The following is a 20,330-nucleotide window of genomic DNA, read 5'->3' as shown; positions in this document are numbered from 1 at the left end:
CGCCAAACGGACACGGTCACTGGCACTCCCGACCGCGCCTGGATCCGGAAACAAGTTCAGGATGACGACGATCAATTCGCCGCCAGCCGCCGCGCGAAATGCACCTCCACCGCGCGCCGCACGCTCTCCGCGATGCGCTTGCGCCCTTCGGCCGAGTCGATGAACGCTGCGTCGCTGGGGTTGGAGATATAGCCGGTCTCGAACAGGATCGAGGGCATGTCCGGTGCCTTCAGCACGATAAGCGAGGCCATGCGGTGGAAGTTCGGCTTCAGCGGGATCAGCGGCTGCGCCTCGCGCCCGAGCAGACGGGCGAAATTGGCCGAGGCGTTCATCGTCTCGCGCTGCGTCAGGTCGATCAGGATCGAGGAGATGTCGGCCGGCGCGCCGCCGAGATCGAGCCCGGCGATGATGTCCGCCTTGTTCTCGCGTGCCGCCAGCTTGGCCGATTCCTTGTCCGATGCGACCTCCGACAGGGTGTAGACCGACGCGCCGCTGGCCAGCCCCGATCCGACGCTGTCGCAATGGATCGAGATGAACAGGCTCGCCTTCAAGCGTCGCGCAATGCCGTAGCGCTCCTGCAGAACTAGGAAGCGATCGTCCTCCCGCGTCAGCGCGACGCGCACGCGGCCCGACTTCAGCAGTTCGTCCCGGATCGCGCGGGCGATGCGCAGCGTTACGTCCTTCTCGCGCAGGCCATCGGCCTGTGAGATCGCGCCCGGGTCCATTCCGCCATGTCCGGCATCGATCACCACCAGCGGGCGGCTGTCGTCATCGCCATAGACTCGCGGCAGCGCCAGCGTCCGGATCGCCTTGGGCACCTTGCGCGACACTTCGTATCTGCGCGGTGCCGCCCCGAGCGTGCTGAGGTCGAGCGTCAATTCGGGGCGCCTCGCGCCCGACGCGCCGATCGCCGACGGATTCGCGCCCATGACCTCGCGTGCAAAACGGTTCGGCTCAACCACCACCAGCGCAGTGGCATCCGCCAGCCGCTGATCGAACCGCACCACCACCCGGTCGCGCGTCACGTCGACGCCATCGACCATCGTCGCCAAGGCGGGGGTGCCGGCGAACCAGCAGGCCAACAAGGCGAGTATCAGCGACACCCTGATGTATTGCCGTGCCGGAACAGGCGCGGTCCAGTCAAAAACCATCGGCGGGCCAGTCCCGGTACGAGTTGCGCGGGCGATGCCGGGGCCGGCCACGCTCGCTTGTCCGGGCCATGCTAAAGGTGACATGGTTAACAGGCCGTTGATCATTATATTGCCCGTGCGCGGGCGAAAATGTGTCGGTTGCCGTCTGTATCCGGCGGTGCTAGTCAGGATATTGCACCGGAAAAACTGATTCAGGTTTACCGGTTCTCATGGCCGCACCGGAATCCCCGGTACGCGGCACATCCAGGTTGACGTTCGCATGATGCATTTCCCCTGCCCTCCGCTCCGCCCGGCTTTTGCCGGCGGGAGCGCGGACGCGGCAGGTGCCCAGGGCCAGATGCCGGGGCATGCCATGCGGGCAGAGGCAAATTCGTCCATCTCGAAACCTTCAGAAACCGGCACGCATCGGGGCGGCATACCGCCCCAGGCACCGCCGAATCACAATCGCGCGCGGCGGCCCTTCACCGGGTCCGGACCGCGCGCCCGGAGAATATTACATGACAATGCGTATGCTGATCGACGCGCGCCACCGGGAAGAGACCCGTGTGGCGGTCGTCAACGGAACCCGTATCGAGGAATTTGATTTCGAATCCTCGGAGCACAAGCAGCTCAAGGGCAATATCTATCTCGCCAAGGTCACCCGCGTGGAGCCGTCGCTCCAGGCGGCGTTCGTCGATTACGGCGGCAATCGCCACGGCTTCCTCGCCTTCAGCGAGATCCACCCCGATTATTACCAGATCCCAAAGGAAGATCGCGACGCCCTGTTGCGCGAAGAGGCCGAGCATGCCGCCGAAGAGGCGGCGCTCCGCGCCGAGCATGAGGATGATGAGGACGAGCTTCACGATGAAGAGGGCCACGCTGAGGAAGATCACGGCGATGACATCGACGAGGATTCGGTCGAGCGTTTCGAGGATGACGGCGGCGTAGACGCCGAAGTCGCCGCGGAGGAATCCGGCCAGGAACGCCCGCGCCGTCGCAAGCGCAGCGCCGCCGATGCCGCGGTCGACGATCTGCGCGAGCGTCGCAGCAACCTGCGCCACCGCTACAAGATCCAGGACGTGATCCGCCGCCGTCAGGTGCTGCTGGTCCAGGTCGTCAAGGAAGAGCGCGGCAACAAGGGCGCGGCGCTGACGACGTATCTCAGCCTCGCCGGCCGCTATTGCGTGCTGATGCCGAACACGTCGCATGGCGGCGGGATCAGCCGGAAGATTTCGAACGCTGGCGATCGCAAGCGGCTGAAGTCGATCATGGCCGACATGCAGCTGCCGCCGTCGATGGGGTGCATCGTGCGCACCGCCGGGCTGCAGCGCACGCGGCAGGAAATCAAGCGCGACTTCGATTATCTGGCGCGTCTGTGGGACGGGATCCGCGAGACCACCCTCGCCTCCTCCGCGCCCGCTCTGGTCTATGGCGACAGCGATCTGCTGAAGCGTGCGATCCGCGACATCTACAATAAGGATATCGACGAGGTGATCGTCGAGGGCGAGGACGGCTATCGTCAGGCCCGGGAATTCATGAAGCTGCTGATGCCGAGCCATGCGCGCAAGGTGAAGCATTATTCCGACGCCGTGCCGCTATTCCAGCGCGCGCATGTCGAGGATCAGTTGGGCGCGATGTACCACCCGGTGGTGCAGCTGAAATCGGGCGGTTATCTGGTCATCAACCCGACCGAGGCTTTGGTGTCGATCGACATCAACTCCGGCCGCAGCACGCGCGAACATTCGATCGAACAGACCGCCACCGCCACCAACCTCGAAGCGACGCAAGAGATCGCCCGTCAGCTGCGGCTGCGCGACATGGCCGGCCTCGTCGTGATCGACTTCATCGACATGGATAACGGCTCGAACGTCCGCAAGGTCGAGAAGGCGATGAAGGAAGCGCTGAAGAACGATCGCGCGCGCATCCAGGTCGGTCGCATCTCGTCGTTCGGCCTGATGGAGATGAGCCGCCAGCGCCTGCGCACCGGCGTGCTCGAGGCCTCGACCCGTGCCTGCCCGCACTGCGAGGGCACCGGGCTGGTGCGCACCGCATCGTCGGCCGGCGTCGGCGCGCTGCGGCTGATCGAGGAAGAGGCTGCGCAGGGCCGCGGCTCGGTCCTGACGCTGCACGCCAGCGTCGAGGCCGCCTTCTACCTGCTCAACCGCAAGCGCGCCGATCTCGCCGAGATCGAGGATCGCTACGGCGTGACGGTCGAGGTCACGCCCGACGGCGAGCAGGAAGGCGCGCGCATGTCGGTCGAGGTGTCCGGCCCGCCGCCGGCCCACGCCCCGCGCTTCGCCGCCCCGATCCAGGAAGTCGAGGAAGACTATCCCGAGGAGATCGAGGACGAGATCGAAGAGATCGAGGACGAGGAGGACGAGGCCCCCCGCCAGGCGCGCGAGCCGCGCGAGCGTGGCGAACGCGCCGAGCGGTCGGCCGACGATGAGGGCGGGCGCAAGCGCCGCCGCCGTCGCGGTCGGCGCGGTCGCAACCGTCCCGAAGGCGAGGAAAACCGTGCCGAGGGTTCGGAGGACGAAGCCGCTTCGTCCGACGATACCGAGGTCGAGAACGACGTCGCCGCCGAAGCGTCCGCCGAGTTCGCCGGCGAGCAGCCGGTCGCCGGTGACGAGGAAGGCGAAAGCCGTCGTCGTCGTGGCCGTCGCGGTCGTCGTGGCGGTCGCCGCAGCGAGGGCGAGCGTTCGCGCGAAGGCCAGTCCGAAGGGGAGACCGTGCGTCTGGCCGAGCCGCAGGACGACATCCTCGTCGTCGCCGAACCGGTGCCCGAGGCCGAGGCCGAAGCGGAAGCCCCCAAGAAGGGCCGCCGCCGTCCCCGCGCGCGCGACGCCGAGGCTGCACCGGTAAAGGCCGCCAAGGCCGAAGCCCCCGTGGTCGAGGCACCGGTCGCCGAGACCGAGGTCGAAGCCCCGGCCAAGCCGAAGCGCGGTCGTCGCAAGGCCGCCACCGCCGATGTCGCCCCGACCGAAGAGCCAGCGGTCGAAAGCCCGGCGATGATGGACGTGCCGGTCTCGGAAGAGCCCGCCCCCAAGCCCAAGCGCAAGCCCCGCGCCAAGAAGGCGGATGTCGCGGCGGAAGCCGAAGCCCCCGCCATCCCGCTCCCGGCCGATGGCCTGGACGGCGCGGCTCCGGTCGACGACGCCGCCGGCGGGCCGGCCACGGCGCCATCGGGCGAGCGCGAGATCGACGCCGACCCCGGCGAAGCCGGCAGCCCCCGCCGCGGCTGGTGGCAACGCACCTTCGGCGCGTGATCCGCTGAGCGGTTAAAGAAAAGGCCCTCTCCCATACCGGGAGGGGGCCTTTTCTTCGTTCTGCTCCCCTACCTGAAAGGTAGCGGAGCAGAAAGCGGCAACTATCGACACCCCCGACGTCATCCCAGCGCAGGCTGGGATCTTAGGCAATAGGCCAGCAGCTCGCCCAAGAAATCCCAGCCTGCGCTGGGATTACGGTGTGGGAATAGAAGCTTTCTGCTACGTCGGGCTGTTTGGGCTACACAGCGAACAGGCAAAGCGTAAAATTGACAGCGACTTAATAAATGGATTCGGTGAGCAAATGACTGAAATAGTCCCGTGGTTAGAAGCTCATGACAAACTTGCAGGATGGGCACAGTTTGTCGGCGCGACCCTTGCGTTGGGGCTGACCTACTTCACAGCTTTTGCACCGCATTGGCAGCGCAAACGTCAATTGCGCAGCGCCGGTAATAGACTGCTGGCGAATGGATATGAAGGACTAGAAAGTTTCCATCGCACCTCGGCACATTTTCTGCCTCAGGCAATAAATCTTAAAGGCGCGTCTTTGATACTAAGGGGCATTATCAATGAGATAAATCGTTTCCCGATTTACGAATTGGACGATCAGGGCAGCAATTCGCTCGCACGGCGCTTGGTTGCTGTCAGCAGCACGTTGGAGGGAACGTGCCTGGTTTTGGACGACATGGCCGATCGCCTTGGGCCTGAAATCATGTCCGAAGAGGACCGCGACTTTATGCGCGAATGGGTGGGAGATCGCCTTGATGCGGTCTCGTCTCTCTTGATTGGCAAACCTCTTAAAAGACCAAATCCCGCGGATTTCGTCACCGCCCCCGTCAAGACAGATTAGATTTAAGCTTACTTGTAATGTTGGACCGGAGGTGAAAATCTATCTCCACTCTTTGACATCACTCCAGTCTTCTATTTTCCACGCCCGCGTATCGACACTGTACCCCGGGTGTCGCCCAGGTGTCGCGTCGCGGTCACGTTTCGAGTGCATCGGGTTTGAAAACCCCGCCAGCGCTTCAACATATTCAACATTCGCGGGGCCATCCCCTTCACCCGGCATTCAGCCCCCTATCGCCAAAACCGGCGCGCGATGCGATTGCCTCCGCACCGAAACTCCCCGATATGAGCAGCATGAAACGCGCAGGACATACCAAATGGGTCGCGGGTCTCGCGGCCTCCCTCCTGCTCTGGGCGCAGCCGGCCGTCGCGCAATCCATCCTGCGCGATGCCGAGACCGAGGCGATGTTCGCGAACATGTCGCGGCCGTTAATCGTCGCCGCCGGTCTCTCGCCGGCGAACGTCAAGGTCGTGCTGATCAACGACGATTCGATCAACGCCTTCGTCGCCGGCGGGCAGACGGTGTACGTCCATTCGGGCCTGATCCAGGCGGCGGATAATGCCAACGAGGTGCAGGGCGTGATCGCGCACGAGCTCGGCCATATCGCCGACGGACACGTCGTGCTGCAGGATAACGGCGCGCGCCCGGCGCTCGGCATCTCGATCCTCAGCATGGTCGTCGGTCTGGCCGCCGCGGTCGCCGGTGCGGGCGATGCCGGCATGGCGATCATGGGCATGGGCCAGGCCGCCGCGCAGGGCAAGTTCCTCGCCTTCACCCGCGTGCAGGAGGCGACGGCGGACGCCGCGGGCGCCAAATATCTCAACACCTCGGGCGTCAGCGGGCGCGGCATGCTCTCCTTCTTCCGCAAGCTGCAGAACGAGGAATATGCCTACGGCCTGAAGAATATCGATCCGTTTGCGCAGAGCCATCCCTTGAGCGGCCAGCGGATCGAGAATCTCAAGAACGATCTGATGAACGGCGCATCGTGGAACGCCAAGCTCGATCCCGCACTGGAGGAGCGCTTCAAGCGCGTGAAGGCGAAGCTGCGCGGTTATGTCGCCGATCCGAAGATCACGCTCAACGTCTTCCCCGAAAGCGATCAGAGCGTCTACGCGCATTACGCCCGCGCATACGCGTTCCACAAATCCGGCTATCCCGACAAGGCCGATGCCGAGGCGGCGGCGCTCATCAAGGCCGATCCGCACGACCCCTATTTCCTCGAGATCCAGGGCCAGATCCTGCTCGAGGCGGGTAAGCCGGCCGAGGCTCTGGTGCCGTTGCGGGAGGCGACGGCGCGGTCGAACAACGCGCCGCTGATCGCCACCACGTTCGGCCACGCGCTGATCGCGACCGACGACAAGAAGAATTATCCCGAGGCGATCACGATTCTGCGCCAGGCGGTGCAGCGCGACGATCAGAACCCGTTCGCCTGGTATCAGCTCGGTACCGTCTACGAACGCACCGGCGACACCGCCCGCGCGATGCTGGCAACGGCCGAACAGGCGAGCCAGAACGGCAATTCGCGCCTCGCCGCCTACACCGCGCGCGGCGCGCTGGCCGGCCTCACGCCCAATTCCTCGGACTGGATCCGCGCACAGGACATCGCGATGACCGCGCAGAACGACCTGGACGACAACCCGAAGCAGAAACGCCGGTGATCGAGCAGCTGACGAAGAGCCCGCTGGCGCTGGCCGGCGTGACGGTGGTTGCGCTGCTGCTCGGCGCGGGCGGCATGTGGGTGGCGGAGCGTGCTGCGCCGGGGTCGCTGTCGGGGGTCGATCAGGCGCGCGTCGAAGGCGTCGTGCGCGACTATGTGCTGGCGCACCCGGAGATCATTCCCGAGGCGATGGACCGGCTAAAACGGCGCGACGCGGCCAAGCTGATCGCTGCCAACCGCAAGGCGATCCTCGAGCCGTTCGGCGATGCCTGGGCCGGCAACCCGGACGGCGACGTCACGCTGGTCGAATATTTCGATTACAATTGCGGCTTCTGCCGGTCGAGCCTGCCGACGATCGCCGAGTTGATCCGCCGCGATCCCAAGGTGCGCGTGGTGTTCCGCGAATTTCCGATCCTCGCGCCGGAAAGCGCGGCGGCGGCGAAGCTCAGCCTCGCGGCGGCGGACCAGGGCAAGTTCAAGGCGTTCCACGACGCGCTCTACGCCGCCGGCCCGGTGAGCGAGGCGACGCTGGCCGCGGCCGCGAAAGCGGCAGGCGTGGATATGGCCAAGGCCGCCGCCATGGCCCCGCGCGCCGAAACCGAGATCGCCACCAACACCGCGGTAGCGCAGCAACTCGGCATGACCGGCACGCCGAGCTGGGTGATCGGCGACAAGGTCGTCTCGGCCGCCCTGCCGCTGGAGGAACTGGAAAAAGCCGTGCGCGAGGCGCGGGAGCGGAGTTGAGACGTCGTCATGCTGAACTCGGTTCAGCATCCATGCGCGGTCATCTGCCGAATAGACGACGTGGATGGATCGACTGAACACGCCTGGATCCTGAAACAAGTTCAGGATGACGGAGCCTGTGGTTGTACCGCCCACTTCGCCCCCTTACCTTTGGTCCCGAACAGGGGACGCTCTTGAACACCATTCTTTCGATCGCCGGGGTCTCGAAGACCTACGGCTCCGGCACCACCGCACTTTCGCCGATCGACCTCGATATCGCCAAGGGCGAGATCTTCGCGTTGCTCGGCCCGAACGGCGCGGGCAAGACGACGTTGATCAGCATCGTCTGCGGTATCGTCACGCCGTCGTCCGGCACCGTCACGGTGATGGGCCACGATGCGATCCGCGACTATCGCACCACGCGCCGTCTGGTCGGCCTCGTGCCGCAGGAACTGTCGGTCGACATGTTCGAAACGGTGCTGGCAACGGTGAAGTTCAGCCGGCGCCTGTTCGGCAAATCGGGCCATGACGCCTATATCGAGGAAGTGCTTCGCGACCTGTCGCTATGGGACAAGCGCGATTCCAAGATTATGGAACTCTCCGGCGGTATGAAACGCCGCGTGCTGATCGCCAAGGCGCTGTCTCACGAGCCCGATATCCTGTTCCTCGACGAACCGACCGCCGGCGTGGACGTGTCGCTGCGCCGCGACATGTGGAAGCTGATCCACAAGCTGCGCGACAAGGGCGTAACGATCATCCTGACCACGCATTATATCGAGGAGGCCGAGGAAATGGCCGACCGCGTCGGCGTGATCGCCAAGGGCAAGTTGATGCTGGTCGAGGAGAAGACCGAACTCATGAAGCGGCTGGGCAAGCGGCAGGCCCTGGTCACGCTCGCCGAGCCGATGCGCGCGGTTCCGGCAGACCTTGCCGATTGGGATCTGACGCTGGAGGAGGACGGCACGAAACTGCGCTATGTGTTCGTCTCCGAAGACGAGGGCGTCCCGGCGCTGCTCGCCAAACTCGGCGCGCTCGGCATCGGCGTCACCGATCTGGAAACGTATCGCAGTTCGCTGGAGGACATCTTCGTCGATCTCGTCTCCGCACCGGGAGAGGCCGCATGAGCACGCCCGCACTTAACACGCACGGCATCTGGGCGATCTACCGCTTCGAGATGGCGCGGGCGCTGCGTACGCTGTGGCAGAGCGTGGCGACTCCGGTCATCACCACGTCGCTCTATTTCGTCGTGTTCGGCGGCGCGATCGGCAGCCGCATGCAGACGGTGGACGGCGTCGGCTATGGCAGCTTCATCGTGCCCGGCCTGATCATGCTCTCGCTGTTGACGCAGAGCATCTCCAACGCCTCGATCGGCATCTACTTCCCGAAATTCACCGGCACGATCTACGAACTGCTCTCCGCACCCGTCTCCGCGATGGAGATGGTGTTGGGCTATGTCGGCGCGGCGGCGACCAAGTCGGTGATCCTCGGCCTGATCATCCTGGCGACCGCGATGCTGTTCGTGCCGCTGCCGATCGCGCATCCGCTGGCGATGCTGGCATTCCTGGTGCTGACCAGCGTGGCGTTCAGCCTGTTCGGCTTCATCATCGGCGTCTGGGCGAAGGGGTTCGAACAGTTGAACTTCATCCCCTCGCTGCTGATCACCCCGCTGACCTTTCTCGGCGGTGCCTTCTATTCGATCGACATGCTGCCCCAGCCGTGGCGCACGGTCAGCCTGTTCAATCCGGTCGTCTACCTGGTCAGCGGCTTCCGCTGGGCGTTCTTCGACAAGGGCGATGTCAGCGTGGGGTTGAGCCTTGGCGTGACGGCGCTGTTCCTGGTGCTGTGCCTTGCCGTGATCGCGGTGATCTTCCGCACCGGCTGGCGCATGAAGAACTAACGGATCACCGGCAGCACCACCTTCGACCCCGCGCACACCTTCTGCGTTGCCTTCACGAAATCGCTGGCCTTGGCGCGCGCGATGTTCGGCACGAAAGTCTGCGGGTTGCGATCGATCACCGGGAACCAGGAGGATTGCACCTGCACCATGATGCGGTGCCCCTTCAGGAAGACGTGATCATGATCGCGTAACGGCACGTCCCACGCGGTCACCTTGCCCGGAACCAGTGGCTGCGGGGCGGTATCGCTGGCCAGGAACTTGCCGCGCCGTACCTCCATCGCGATCGGCAATTGGTATCCGTTCAACTGCATCGGATACGCCCCCAAAGGTGCCTTCTGATCGAACGGCGCATAATCGTCGGGCAGCACGTCGATCAGCTTGACGACGAAATCGCTGTCGGTCCCGCTGGTCGAGGCCATCAGCTTGGCCACGATATTGCCCGCCACGGTCAGGTCTTCCGTCAGCGGCGCGCTCGTATAGCTTAGCACGTCGGGCCGGTGATCGACGAAGCGCTGGTCCTCCGCCTCCCACCAACGCCATTCGGGCCGCGGATAGGTCGCCGAGATCGGCCGCGGGCGGAACGGTACGGGATTGGCCGGGTCGGACACGTAATCGCGGCACGCATCCCCAACCGGCGCGGTGAACGACAAGGACCCGTCCGCCTGCAGGTACAGATCGGTCGCCTTCGCTTCCTTTGGCGGCCAGGAGGTGTAGCTCTTCCACACGTTCGATCCGGATTCGAACATGCGCGCGCGGAAGTTGGGCCGTTCGCCCGTGCCATGCAGCCAGTAGCGGAAGAACGGCGCCTGGATCTGGTCGCGGAAATCCTGCCCGCTATTGCCTCCCAGCGGCACGCGGCCGAGCATCGACGTATCGCCCTGCCAACCGCCATGCGCCCATGGCCCGGCGACCATCAGGCTCAGGTGGTTCGGATCGTTCTCCTGCTGCTTGGCGTAGATTTTCCACGATCCGAGCGGATCTTCCTGGTCCCAGAAACCGGCGACGTTCAGCGTCGGCACGGTCGTCTTGCCCAGCGCATCGGTCCAGCGCTGGTCGGTATAGAAGGCATCGTGATCGGGATGATCGAGCAGCGCCGTGAACATCGGCGAGGCGCCCTTGAAATGGACCTTGTCGATGGTCTCGACCGGCCCCTGTTTCAGGAACCACGCATAGGTGTCGACCGTGTCGTAGGCGACGTCCTTGTTCTGCGTCTTGTCCGCCTGCAGGCTGTAGAGCCAGTCCGTCGCATAGGACAGGCGCAGCGCGCCGTTGCGGTGCAGATCGTCGTTCACCCAATAGTCGTTCCACGCCGCCTGCGGGGACACCGCCTTCAGCGCGGGATGCGGTTTGGCGAGCGCGACGGCGGCGGCGAAGCCGGGATAGGAGACGCCCCACATCCCGACCTTGCCGTTGTTCGGTTTCACGTTCTTCACCAGCCAGTCGACCGCGTCATAGGCATCGGTCGCCTCGTCCACCGCCGTCGCATCCTTCGGATGCACGGCGGTCGAGAAGGTGAACACCCCGTCCGACTTGAAGCGCCCGCGCATCGACTGGAACACGAAGACGTAGCCGTCGCCGGCCAGAGTCTGCCAGTTCTTCGGGATGGTGGCAGGCGCCACCCCGGGCACGCCGTACGGCGTGCGCTGGAGCAGGATCGGCAGCGCCCCCCTGGCATCGCGCGGGCGCATGATCACGGTCTGCAACTTCGCTCCGTCGCGCATCGGCACCATCACCTCCTCATAAAGGAAGGGGGATGCAGTAGCCGTCGTCGCGGGGGCGGATTGCGGGCGGGCGCTCGACAGCGGCAGCGCCAGTAGAACGAGCGCGGCGACCCCGGCCAATGTCGAACATGTCGAAGCGCCCGACGACCTCGATACCGCCCCCGCGTAACCGCGAATGTTGAATATGTTGAACCGCGCAAGGCGCAAGTGGCGCGGAGCGTGGGCGACGGCGGGGTGCAGATGGTTGGACATTAGGACAGAGTGCCGAATTCGGGCCGTATGGGACAGCCCGATTCTCGAAGTCCTTGCAACTTTTGGCTATCATAGGCCCGACGATCCGACCTCGGCATATCCGAGGGTTACCGGTCTGGACGATCCTGCGGATAATCCTCGGGCTTTACCGTGCTAACATTCGTCCGGTCCGCGACATCCTCCACAGGTTGCCCGCCGGGAGTTCCCTCCTGCCCACGATCCAGCGTGTCGCTGGGGCTGCGGGCATCGCCCTCCTTCTGATGCTCGGTCGAAAGCTCGGGCGAAGGCTGCGTCGTCGTCTGGCTATTCTCGGCCAAGCCTTTTGGAGCGGGCTGCAAGGACTGATCGGTGGTCTCATTGGCATCGGTCATGACAAGGTTCCTGTGTATCTGTCGGGGGCGCCGGGTAGGGATGCTCGAATGCGACCGCCACGGGCGATGGACGGCGCGATCGTGAAGCTCAGCCGTCCGGTTCGGCACCGGCGGGACTGTCCACGTCGTAATCCTCCCCTTTCTGTCCGCCGCCGGCTCCGATGCCGCTTCCGGCCACGCCGCCGTTCTTGGGCAGGTTCCTGCGCTGCTGTTCGGCCCGCCATGCCGATTGTCCGGCGCTGTCATATTCCTGGCCGGAATAGCCGTCGCCCGTTCCGACATCACCCAAGCCCTTTCTTATGGAAGTCGAGAATGTCGGTCGTTCACCATTGTCGGGCGGGATGTCGCGGTCGTCGCGCGGATCGGCGTCGGTCATAATGAGGTGTCCTGTTGTGAGGCTCGCCCGACACAACGCACGGGCATCGCTTTCCGCCCCTCGTCAGGATCGAGGCTCCACGCCCGGGACAAAAATACCTTCGTTTGTGCGCTGTAGCGGCGTTTCAGCCGCGCACGACGCGACGCCCGCAAACGGCCGCCGGCCATCCGCACCCAGCTTCGCGTCGGCCGCGTTCGCGACCGTGCGTATCGAAATTGCGCCGACCTCAGCCGATCGGAACCCACCTCAGATCCGATGCTCGCCCTTGACCCAGCGCACCGTGCCCGAACTCGCGCGCATCACCACGCTCTCGGTGGTCATCGTGCCGCCCTTGCGCTTCACGCCGGCGAGCAGCGAGCCGTCCGTCACGCCGGTCGCGGCGAAGATGCAGTCGCCCTTGGCCAGTTCGGTCAGGTCGTATTGCTTGTCGAGATCGGTCACGCCCCACTTCGCGGCACGCGCGCGTTCGTCGTCGTTGCGGAACAGCAACCGGCCCTTGAACTGCCCGCCGACGCAGCGCAGTGCCGCCGCCGCCAGCACGCCCTCCGGCGCGCCGCCCGATCCCATATAGATGTCGATCGTGGTGTCGGGATTGGTCGTCGCGATCACACCCGCCACGTCGCCGTCGCCGATCAGCATGATGCCGACGCCCAGAGCGCGCAGTTCCGCGATCAGCTTCTCGTGCCGCGGGCGATCCAGCACGCAGGCGATGATCTCGCCCGGCTCCACGCCCTTGGCCGCCGCCACCGCGCGGACGTTCTCGCTCGGCGTCCGATCGAGATCGATGATGCCCTCGGGATAGCCCGGGCCGACCGCGATCTTGTCCATGTACACGTCGGGTGCGTTGAGCAGGCCGCCTTGCTCGGCGATCGCCAGCACGGCCAGGCTGTTCGGCCCCGCCGTGGCGCAGATCGTCGTGCCCTCCAGCGGATCGAGCGCGATATCGATCTTCGGGCCGGTGCCGATCGCGGACCCGACCTTCTCGCCGATGAACAGCATCGGCGCCTCGTCGCGCTCGCCCTCGCCGATCACCACCGTGCCGTCCATATACAGCGAATTGAGCGCCTCGCGCATCGCCTCCACCGCCGCGGCATCGGCCGCCTTCTCGTCCCCGCGCCCGACCAGCTTCGACGCGGCGACCGCCGCCGCCTCGGTCACGCGGACCATTTCGAGGACGAGAACGCGGTCGAGAACCTGGCTGGCGGCAGTGGTCATGTGTAGAATCCCCTCTTGTCTCCGCCGTCGTTAAGCGGCGTGTGTTACTGTGTCGAGAAGTTCGATCGCCCGATCAGTCCCGCAGCAATTCGTTGATGCTGGTCTTGCTGCGGGTCTGCGCGTCCACGCGCTTGACGATTACCGCGCAATACAGGCTGGGCTTGCCGTCCCCGCCGCCCATCGCGCCGGGCACGACCACCGAATAGGGCGGCACATGGCCCCGGAACACCTCGCCGGTCTCGCGATCGACGATCTTCGTGCTGGCACCCAGATAGACGCCCATCGATAGCACCGCGCCCTCGCCGACGCGCACGCCCTCCGCCACTTCGCTGCGCGCGCCGATGAACGCGCCGTCCCCGATGATGACCGGATCGGCCTGGAGCGGCTCCAGCACGCCGCCGATCCCCGCCCCGCCGGAGATGTGCACGTTGGCACCGATCTGCGCGCAGGAGCCGACCGTCGCCCAAGCGTCGATCATCGAATTCTCGCCGACATAGCCGCCGATATTGACGAAGCTGGGCATCAGCACCGCGCCCTTGGCGATATAGGCCCCGCGCCGTACGATGCTGCCCGGCACGCTGCGGAAACCCGCCTCGCGGTAGCGGTTCTCGCCCCAGCCTTCGAATTTCGACGGCACCTTGTCGAACCAGTTCGCGGCACCCGGGCCGGGAATGATCTCGTTGTCGTTGAGGCGGAAGCTGAGCAGCACCGCCTTCTTCAGCCACTGATTGACCGTCCAGCCACCCTGCCCGTCCGGCTCGGCGACGCGCGCCTCGCCCGAATCGAGCTGTTCCAGCGCCGCATCCACCGCCGCGCGGACCGAACCGATCGTGTGGAACCCGAGATCCGCACGGTCTTCCCACGCAGCGTCGATCGTCGTCTGCAATTGCTGGCTCAACTGTCGGCCTCCAATATCATGTGCAGCCATTGGCTGATGTCGTCGGTGATGAAATCGACATGCTCATGGCTTTCGTCCGGCGTCTGTTCGGAGCCGTTGTCGACCCACAACGTGGTCATGCCGATCGCCTTCGCGGGTTTCAGATTGCGCGCCATATCCTCGGCAAACAGCGAGGCGTGCGGATCCAGATCGAACGCCGCGCACAGGCCGGCATAGGCCGATTCCTGCGGCTTGGGCGCGAGGTCCATCGCATGGATGTCGTGGATCGCCTCGAAGCTTTCGCCGAGGCCGAGCCGGCCGAGCACCTTCGTCGCATAGGGCGTATCGGCATTGGTGAAGACGATCTTGCGCCCCGGCAGCCGGGCGATCGCGGCGGCGAGCGGCGCGTTTTCCTCCAGCACGTCCATCTCGATATCGTGCACGAAGGCGAGGAATTCGTGCGGATCCACGTCGTGATCGGCCATCATCCCGGCCAGGGTAGTGCCATGGGCGTAGAAATAGCCCTTCTGGATGCGGTGCGCCTCGACGAGATCGACGTTCAGCCGCTCGGCGAGATACGCCGTCATCTTGGCATCGATCTGGTCGAACAGCCGTGCGTTCGCCGGATACAGCGTGTTGTCCAGATCGAAGATCCAGTTGCGGATATGGGCAAGGCGCGGGTCCATCTGCGCGCGGCTGTAGGGGGACGGAGCGTGCCGGGCAAGGTGGAGTGATCAAGAGCTGCGGGAGTATATCCCACCCCCGTTCGCCCTGAGCCTGTCGAAGGGCTGTCCTTGTTCGTGCCGCATGCATGCCGAACGAAGAAAGAACGGTGCTTCGACAAGCTCAGCACGAACGGAGGAAGCTTTAACGCTCGTAAGCCTTGGGCAACGCCCCTTCCTCGGGCCGCATGTACCGGTTGCGCAGCAATTCCTGCCGCGTGGTCAGCGGCTGCTTCACCCCGTCGATATAGACCGTCAGCGCCGCCGCATCGAGTTCGAGCGGATCGTTCGACCAGATCACCACGTCGCCTCGCCGCCCCGGGCGCAGGCTGCCGATCTCGCCGCCCATCCCGATCGCATCCGCCGTGACCGAGGTGATTGCGGCAAAGGCGGCATCCCAGGCGAGGCCGGTCGCGCCGGGAATCTTGGTCAGCGCGACGAGGTTGCCGGCATACTGCTTCTCCAGCCGCGCCTGCCGCGCCTCGTTGTCGTTGATCATGCCGATCCCGACCATGACCCCCGCCGCCTTCATCCGCCCGACGTTAGACTGGGTCGAGGCAAGCTGTTCGAACGACGCGGGAAGGTCGATCAGCGCGCTGGCGATCACCGGAATGCCAGCCGCTGCGATCTGCGCCGCGACCGTCCAGCCTTCGCCCGCACCGACGAACACCAGCTTCAGCGCCGGGAATTCGCGCTTCAGGTCGATCAGCGCGAGAATGTCCGACGCGCGCTCGACATGTACCAGCAACGGCATGCGCCCCGCGACCACCGGCACCAGAGCCTCGGCATCGGCTCGGGTCAGCAACGCCTCCTTGCCGACGTCGCTGTATCCGTTCGGGTTGCGCGAATACTCGCGCACCTGCGCCAGCGCATTGCGGAACTGCGCGATCGCCGCAGGGCGGCTGCCGCCGGCGGCGCGTGCACCGCTCTCGCCATATTCCATGAACTGGAACGCGCGCGGGCGGGTCACCGCCTGGGCATCCGCGCCGAGATCAATCACCGCGCCCATGCCGGCGAAGATCGATCCGTTATTGTCCGGCGCGACGATCGCCCGCGTGATCCCTTCCGCACGGTTGAGCGGGATCGAACTCGACCTGGGATTGACCGCCGGCGCGATATCGAGAGCGGCGTGGAACGGGCTCTTGTCCGCCCCGGCATCGTTGGTCTGTTCGACTCCGTCGACCTCGACGATCCCCATCCGCGTAAAGCCGGCAACGATGCCCGGCGTCACGAAGCGCCCACCGGCATCGACCGTCTCGACATTGGCGGGCACGGCCACGCCCCTGCCCGCGGCGACCACCTTGCCGTCACGGATCACCACCGTGGCCCCGTCGATCGGCGCGGAGCCGTCACCGATCACCAGCTTGGCATTGAGGATCGCGACCGACTGCGCGGCAGCGGGCGTGGCGAAGAGGGCGAGACCCAGGAGGGAGGCGCCGAGCAGCAGGGAGCGCTTCATTTGGTGTCTCCCGCACCGGGCTGGCCGAGTTCGAAATCGGAGACCGGCCGCAATTTCGGATTGTCGGCATCGTAGAGCATCGCCCCGTCGATCCAGACCTTTTCCGGTCGCGAATAGACGCTGAACGGATTACCGTTCCACAACACCACGTCCGCCATCTTGCCCGGCTTCAGGCTGCCGGTCTTGTCGGCGATGCCGAGCGCCCTGGCGGGGTTGATCGTCAGCCATTCCCACGCCGTCGCGTCGGAAATCTGGATCCCCGCGCGCCGCCCGGCGGCCAAGGCCTTGGCGACCTCCTGGTTCAGCCGCTGGATGCCGTTCTCGTCATCGCTGTGGATCATCGCGCACGCGCCGGCATTCTGCAGCAAGGCGAGGTTCTCGCTGATCGCGTCGTAGCTTTCCATCTTGAAGCCCCACCAATCGGCCCACACCGCCGCGCAGGTGCCGTTTGCCTTCAATAGATCGGCGATCTTGTATGCTTCGACCGCGTGGTGGAACGCGCCGACATGATAGCCGAATTCCTTGGCCATATCGAGCACGATGGCCATCTCGTCGGCGCGGTAGCAATGGTTCTGGACGAGGATCTCGCCCGACAGCACGCCGCGCAGCGTGTCCATCGCGATATCGCGGCCGGGCGCTTCGCCGCCGTCCTTCTCGAACTTGTCCCACTTGCGCTTGTACTCGACCGCCTTGGCCCAGGTCTGGCGATCGACCGCGATATTGCCCATCCGGGTCGAGGGCTGGCGGCCCTTGCTGCCATAGACGCGCTTCGGGTTCTCGCCGCACGCCATCTTCAGGCCGTACGGCGCGCCGGGGAATTTCATGCCCTGTTCGGTCCGCGCATAGACGTTCTTGATCACGACCGATCGACCGCCCATCAGGTTCGCCGAGCCGGGCAGGATCTGGATCGTGGTCACGCCGCCGTTGACGAGCGCGCGGCTGAAACCCGGATCCTGCGGCCACACGCTGTGCTCGGCCCAGACGTCGGCGGTGATCGGGCCGGTCGCCTCGTTGCCGTCCGAATTGGCCTGCACGCCGGGCGAGGGATAGTCGCCGAGATGGCTGTGGATATCGATGATGCCCGGCGTCACGACCTTGCCCGCGCCGTCGATCACCCTGGCCCCCGCCGGCGCGGTCAGGTTCTGCCCGACCGCGACGATCTTGCCGTCGGCGAACAGCACGGAACCGCCGGTGATGCTGCCGCCCTCGCCATCGAACACCGTGACGTTGGTCAGCAGCGTCGGCACGCCGGGATACGGCTTGTAGGTCGAGGGATAGGGATCGTGGGCATAGCCCTTGCCCGCGCCCGGCCCGGCCTGCTTGCCCGAACTGGCGCTCTTGGGGCCTTCGGCCTTCCCGTCCGTCGCGCAGGCGGAAAGCAGAGACAGCGCCGCCACGGCGCCCGCCATGCGAAACGACCAGCCGCTCGCCCGAAATCCGATTGCCATGCTCACCCCTGTCTCGCCGCCGCGTATCGCTTCCGGTGAGCGAGAAATCCGGCACTGCCGTCACCGTGTCAACGGCCTGCGAAAATAAGTTCGAACATCCGGGCCCGATTGTTGCTGCCGGATGTTTGATTTATGTTAAAGGTATTCCCAGGTGTGTCATGTACTTATCATCGAAGACGAGGCGTTGATCGCGCTCGATCTGCAGGATGTGCTGACCGGCGTCGGCGCGACCAGCTTCGACTTCGCCGAAACTAGGTCCGAAGCGGTCACCGCCGCCCGATTGCGGCGACCCGACGTGATCACCTCCGACGTGATGTTGCGCGAAGGTACCGGGCCGGATGCCGTCGCCGACATCATCGGCGAACTGGGGCCGCTCCCCGTGATCTTCATCACCGCGACCCCGGGGGCCTGCATCCCCTGTCCCGCCACGTCGCCGATCCTGGCCAAGCCGGTGCGAAATTCCGCGTTGTGCGAGGCGTTCCGGGCAGTGGCCCCGCATTGAGCGCGGGCGGCTCGCTGGATCGGCTGCCGCGCGCCTAGGCCCGATCAGCCCACCAGCGCCCCGGCCCAGGCATTCGCCGCCGCCAGGGCCTTGGGGTCGTCCACGTCGATCCAGTCGAGATCGCTGCAATCCACCGTCAAGGCGGTACCCTGGACGATCAGCGCCCGAACCGCCTCGGTGATCGACGGCGCATCCAGCTCCGCCAGCGCGGCGAAGAACGCCGGCCCCACCGCGAACACGCCGGTATCGTAGCAATCGTGCGGCGCCATCTCCTTGCCGATCGCCGTGATGCGTTCGCCCTCGGTCGCCACGAAGGTCACGTCGAGCGGATCGACCCAGGGATGCCCCAACCGCCGGTCGATGCCCAGCCTGAGGCCCGCGCCGGCCCCGGCCGCCGCCATCCGCGCATACAGCGCCGGCTCGACCAGATGATCGCACATCGCCAGCAACGTCTCCGCTCCGCCCAGCAACGGTGCGGCGGCGAGCGCCGACACGCCGTTGGGCTGGCGCCAGTCGGCGGTGCGCGCGGTCTCGACCGTCACCGGCCAGTCGCGCGCGGCGAGATGCGCCTCGAGTCCCTCGGCACGGTAGCCGGTCGTCACGATCACCCGCGAGATCCCCGCGCGGGCCAGCCGTTCGATCGCATGATCGATCAGCGGCTTCCCCGCGACCGCGCATAACGGCTTCGACTCGGCGGCCTCGCGCAGGCGCGTTCCCGCGCCCGCCGCGAGCAGGACCGCCGTGTCGATCGCGCCCACGCTCAGGCGGCGGCGGCGATGAAGTCTTCGACCGCGATCTGCGCGAGATCGTCGGTCATCTGGATCGGCGGGTGCTTGCAGAAATAGGCCGAGGCGGGATGCACCGGACCGGCCAGACCGCGATCGCTGGCGAGCTTCGCGCAGCGGATCATGTCGATCGCGACGCCGGCCGAGTTCGGGCTGTCCTCGACCGACAGGCGCATTTCCAGGTTCATCGGCACGCCGCCGAACATCGTGCCTTCCATGCGCAGGAAGCAGACCTTGTTGTCGTTCTGCCACGGCACGTAATCGCTGGGGCCGATATGCACGTTGTCGTCGGTCAGACGCTCGGCCGCGACCGACTGCACCGCTTCGGTCTTGCTGATCTTCTTCGATTCCAGGCGGCGATGGTTCGACATGTTGAGGAAGTCGGTATTGCCGCCGGTGTTCAGCTGATAGGTCCGTTCCAGCTTCACGCCGCGCTTGGCGAACAGGTCGGTCAGCACGCGGTGGACGATCGTCGCGCCGAGCTGCGCCTTGATGTCGTCGCCGACGATCGGGACGCCGGCATCGGTGAACTTCTTGGCCCAGACCTCGTCGCTGGCGATGAAGACGGGGATGTTGTTGACGAAGGCGACGCCGGCCTCGATCGCGCATTCGGCGTAGAATTCGGTCGCCTTCTGGCTGCCGACCGGCAGGTAGTTCATCAAAACGTGCGCGCCGCTCGCCTTCAGCGCGGCGACCACCTCGGCCTTGCTCGGCTGCGCGACATCGGCGACGATGAAGGTGCGGTCGTCCTTGTAGTCGGCCATATGCTCGGCGACGCCGTCCAGCACGTTGCCCATCGCGACCGTCACGCCGCTCGCCGGCACGTCGGCACAGAAGACCGCGGTGCAGTTCGGCTTGGCGAAGATCGCCTCCGCCACGTCCACGCCCACCTTGCGCGCGTCCACGTCCCAGGCCGCGACCACCTTGATGTCGCTCGGCTTGTAGCCGCCCAGATCCCAATGCATCAGGCCGACATGGTCGTTCTGGCCCTTGTGGTAATAAGCCAGGCCCTGGATCAGCGAACTGGCGCAATTGCCGATGCCGATCACCGCGACGTTGATGGTGTTCATGGTTGGAGGGGCCCT

Annotated in this window: 18 protein-coding genes; 7 read left to right on the top strand and 11 right to left on the bottom strand. The window is 65.6% G+C overall.

All coding sequences use genetic code 11. The features are described 5' to 3' along the window. Window positions 1–71: 71 nt before the first annotated feature. Window positions 72–1,151 (bottom strand): N-acetylmuramoyl-L-alanine amidase family protein, encoded by a 1,080-nt coding sequence (locus tag ASG11_RS06870; protein ID WP_055776908.1) that lies wholly within the window; start codon window positions 1,149–1,151, stop codon window positions 72–74. A gap of 497 nt (window positions 1,152–1,648) precedes the next feature. On the opposite strand from ASG11_RS06870, the gene ASG11_RS06865 reads away from it, so the two are divergent. The 6 genes from ASG11_RS06865 to ASG11_RS06840 all read left to right on the top strand — a co-directional run bounded on the left by ASG11_RS06865 (window position 1,649) and on the right by ASG11_RS06840 (window position 9,517). Continuing rightward, window positions 1,649–4,396, top strand: coding sequence for an Rne/Rng family ribonuclease (locus tag ASG11_RS06865; RefSeq protein ID WP_236697410.1), 2,748 nt, complete (start codon window positions 1,649–1,651; stop codon window positions 4,394–4,396). Window positions 4,397–4,595: 199 nt separating this feature from the next. Next, entirely contained in the window at window positions 4,596–5,243 is a 648-nt protein-coding gene (locus ASG11_RS18340; RefSeq protein WP_236697409.1) for a hypothetical protein, read from the top strand. A 290-nt stretch (window positions 5,244–5,533) separates the two neighbouring features. Beyond that, window positions 5,534–6,898 (top strand): M48 family metalloprotease, encoded by a 1,365-nt coding sequence (locus tag ASG11_RS06855; RefSeq protein WP_055780448.1) that lies wholly within the window; start codon window positions 5,534–5,536, stop codon window positions 6,896–6,898. After that, on the top strand, window positions 6,895–7,641 hold the full coding sequence (locus ASG11_RS06850) for a DsbA family protein (protein WP_443024442.1): 747 nt from the start codon (window positions 6,895–6,897) through the stop codon (window positions 7,639–7,641). Before ASG11_RS06855 ends, ASG11_RS06850 begins: the two co-directional genes overlap by 4 nt. 173 nt (window positions 7,642–7,814) lie before the next feature. Beyond that, a complete protein-coding gene (locus ASG11_RS06845) occupies window positions 7,815–8,744 on the top strand; it encodes an ABC transporter ATP-binding protein (protein ID WP_055776897.1) in 930 nt (309 codons plus the stop codon). After that, on the top strand, window positions 8,741–9,517 hold the full coding sequence (locus tag ASG11_RS06840) for an ABC transporter permease (RefSeq protein ID WP_055776894.1): 777 nt from the start codon (window positions 8,741–8,743) through the stop codon (window positions 9,515–9,517). Before ASG11_RS06845 ends, ASG11_RS06840 begins: the two co-directional genes overlap by 4 nt. Here the strand turns inward: ASG11_RS06840 and ASG11_RS06835 are convergent. From ASG11_RS06835 to ASG11_RS06800, 8 genes are all read right to left on the bottom strand, one after another. Further along, the gene (locus ASG11_RS06835; protein WP_055776891.1) at window positions 9,514–11,358 is read right to left on the bottom strand and encodes a CocE/NonD family hydrolase; all 1,845 of its coding nucleotides are present in this window, start codon (window positions 11,356–11,358) and stop codon (window positions 9,514–9,516) included. The genes ASG11_RS06840 and ASG11_RS06835 overlap by 4 nt on opposite strands. Before the next feature lie 239 nt (window positions 11,359–11,597). After that, window positions 11,598–11,861: a hypothetical protein gene (locus tag ASG11_RS06830; protein WP_055776888.1), complete on the bottom strand. Its 264-nt coding sequence runs from the start codon at window positions 11,859–11,861 to the stop codon at window positions 11,598–11,600. Window positions 11,862–11,949: 88 nt separating this feature from the next. Next, window positions 11,950–12,237: a hypothetical protein gene (locus ASG11_RS06825; RefSeq protein ID WP_055776885.1), complete on the bottom strand. Its 288-nt coding sequence runs from the start codon at window positions 12,235–12,237 to the stop codon at window positions 11,950–11,952. Between the two features lie 246 nt (window positions 12,238–12,483). Continuing rightward, window positions 12,484–13,452, bottom strand: coding sequence for a class II fructose-bisphosphatase (glpX, locus tag ASG11_RS06820; protein ID WP_055776882.1), 969 nt, complete (start codon window positions 13,450–13,452; stop codon window positions 12,484–12,486). A 73-nt stretch (window positions 13,453–13,525) separates the two neighbouring features. Next, entirely contained in the window at window positions 13,526–14,350 is an 825-nt protein-coding gene (gene dapD, locus ASG11_RS06815; RefSeq protein ID WP_236697408.1) for a 2,3,4,5-tetrahydropyridine-2,6-dicarboxylate N-succinyltransferase, read from the bottom strand. Continuing rightward, window positions 14,347–15,015 (bottom strand): pyrimidine 5'-nucleotidase, encoded by a 669-nt coding sequence (locus tag ASG11_RS06810; RefSeq protein ID WP_055776878.1) that lies wholly within the window; start codon window positions 15,013–15,015, stop codon window positions 14,347–14,349. The genes dapD and ASG11_RS06810 overlap by 4 nt, the downstream gene beginning before the upstream one ends. 181 nt (window positions 15,016–15,196) lie before the next feature. Next, complete coding sequence (locus ASG11_RS06805; protein WP_055776875.1) at window positions 15,197–16,510, bottom strand: amidohydrolase family protein; 1,314 nt, start codon at window positions 16,508–16,510, stop codon at window positions 15,197–15,199. Then, on the bottom strand, window positions 16,507–17,919 hold the full coding sequence (locus ASG11_RS06800) for an amidohydrolase (protein WP_055776872.1): 1,413 nt from the start codon (window positions 17,917–17,919) through the stop codon (window positions 16,507–16,509). The genes ASG11_RS06805 and ASG11_RS06800 overlap by 4 nt, the downstream gene beginning before the upstream one ends. 190 nt (window positions 17,920–18,109) lie before the next feature. Between ASG11_RS06800 and ASG11_RS06795 the strand changes: the two genes are divergently transcribed. Then, the gene (locus tag ASG11_RS06795; protein WP_055776869.1) at window positions 18,110–18,460 is read left to right on the top strand and encodes a response regulator; all 351 of its coding nucleotides are present in this window, start codon (window positions 18,110–18,112) and stop codon (window positions 18,458–18,460) included. Window positions 18,461–18,504: 44 nt separating this feature from the next. Here the strand turns inward: ASG11_RS06795 and ASG11_RS06790 are convergent, their stop codons facing one another. Then, window positions 18,505–19,218, bottom strand: a complete 714-nt coding sequence (locus tag ASG11_RS06790) for a phosphocholine cytidylyltransferase family protein (protein WP_236697406.1) — start codon at window positions 19,216–19,218, stop codon at window positions 18,505–18,507. Between the two features lie 2 nt (window positions 19,219–19,220). Further along, window positions 19,221–20,315: an inositol-3-phosphate synthase gene (locus tag ASG11_RS06785; RefSeq protein WP_055776866.1), complete on the bottom strand. Its 1,095-nt coding sequence runs from the start codon at window positions 20,313–20,315 to the stop codon at window positions 19,221–19,223. Window positions 20,316–20,330 lie beyond the last annotated feature (15 nt).

The organism is Sphingomonas sp. Leaf357, assembly GCF_001423845.1.
Taxonomy (GTDB): domain Bacteria; phylum Pseudomonadota; class Alphaproteobacteria; order Sphingomonadales; family Sphingomonadaceae; genus Sphingomonas.
The sequence above is the reverse complement of the archived record's forward strand: the minus strand, read 5'-3'. Positions and strand labels throughout refer to the sequence as shown.

What these genes read in the sequence shown, in the direction of transcription:
- ASG11_RS06855 (WP_055780448.1), top strand. Translation starts at nt 5,534, where the DNA reads ATGAAACGCGCAGGACATACCAAATGGGTCGCGGGTCTCGCGGCCTCC.
- ASG11_RS06800 (WP_055776872.1), bottom strand. Translation starts at nt 17,919, where the DNA reads ATGGCGGGCGCCGTGGCGGCGCTGTCTCTGCTTTCCGCCTGCGCGACG.
- glpX (WP_055776882.1), bottom strand. Translation starts at nt 13,452, where the DNA reads ATGACCACTGCCGCCAGCCAGGTTCTCGACCGCGTTCTCGTCCTCGAA.
- ASG11_RS06830 (WP_055776888.1), bottom strand. Translation starts at nt 11,861, where the DNA reads ATGACCGATGCCAATGAGACCACCGATCAGTCCTTGCAGCCCGCTCCA.
- ASG11_RS06805 (WP_055776875.1), bottom strand. Translation starts at nt 16,510, where the DNA reads ATGAAGCGCTCCCTGCTGCTCGGCGCCTCCCTCCTGGGTCTCGCCCTC.
- ASG11_RS06810 (WP_055776878.1), bottom strand. Translation starts at nt 15,015, where the DNA reads ATGGACCCGCGCCTTGCCCATATCCGCAACTGGATCTTCGATCTGGAC.
- ASG11_RS06785 (WP_055776866.1), bottom strand. Translation starts at nt 20,315, where the DNA reads ATGAACACCATCAACGTCGCGGTGATCGGCATCGGCAATTGCGCCAGT.
- ASG11_RS06840 (WP_055776894.1), top strand. Translation starts at nt 8,741, where the DNA reads ATGAGCACGCCCGCACTTAACACGCACGGCATCTGGGCGATCTACCGC.
- ASG11_RS06870 (WP_055776908.1), bottom strand. Translation starts at nt 1,151, where the DNA reads ATGGTTTTTGACTGGACCGCGCCTGTTCCGGCACGGCAATACATCAGG.
- ASG11_RS06865 (WP_236697410.1), top strand. Translation starts at nt 1,649, where the DNA reads ATGACAATGCGTATGCTGATCGACGCGCGCCACCGGGAAGAGACCCGT.
- ASG11_RS06825 (WP_055776885.1), bottom strand. Translation starts at nt 12,237, where the DNA reads ATGACCGACGCCGATCCGCGCGACGACCGCGACATCCCGCCCGACAAT.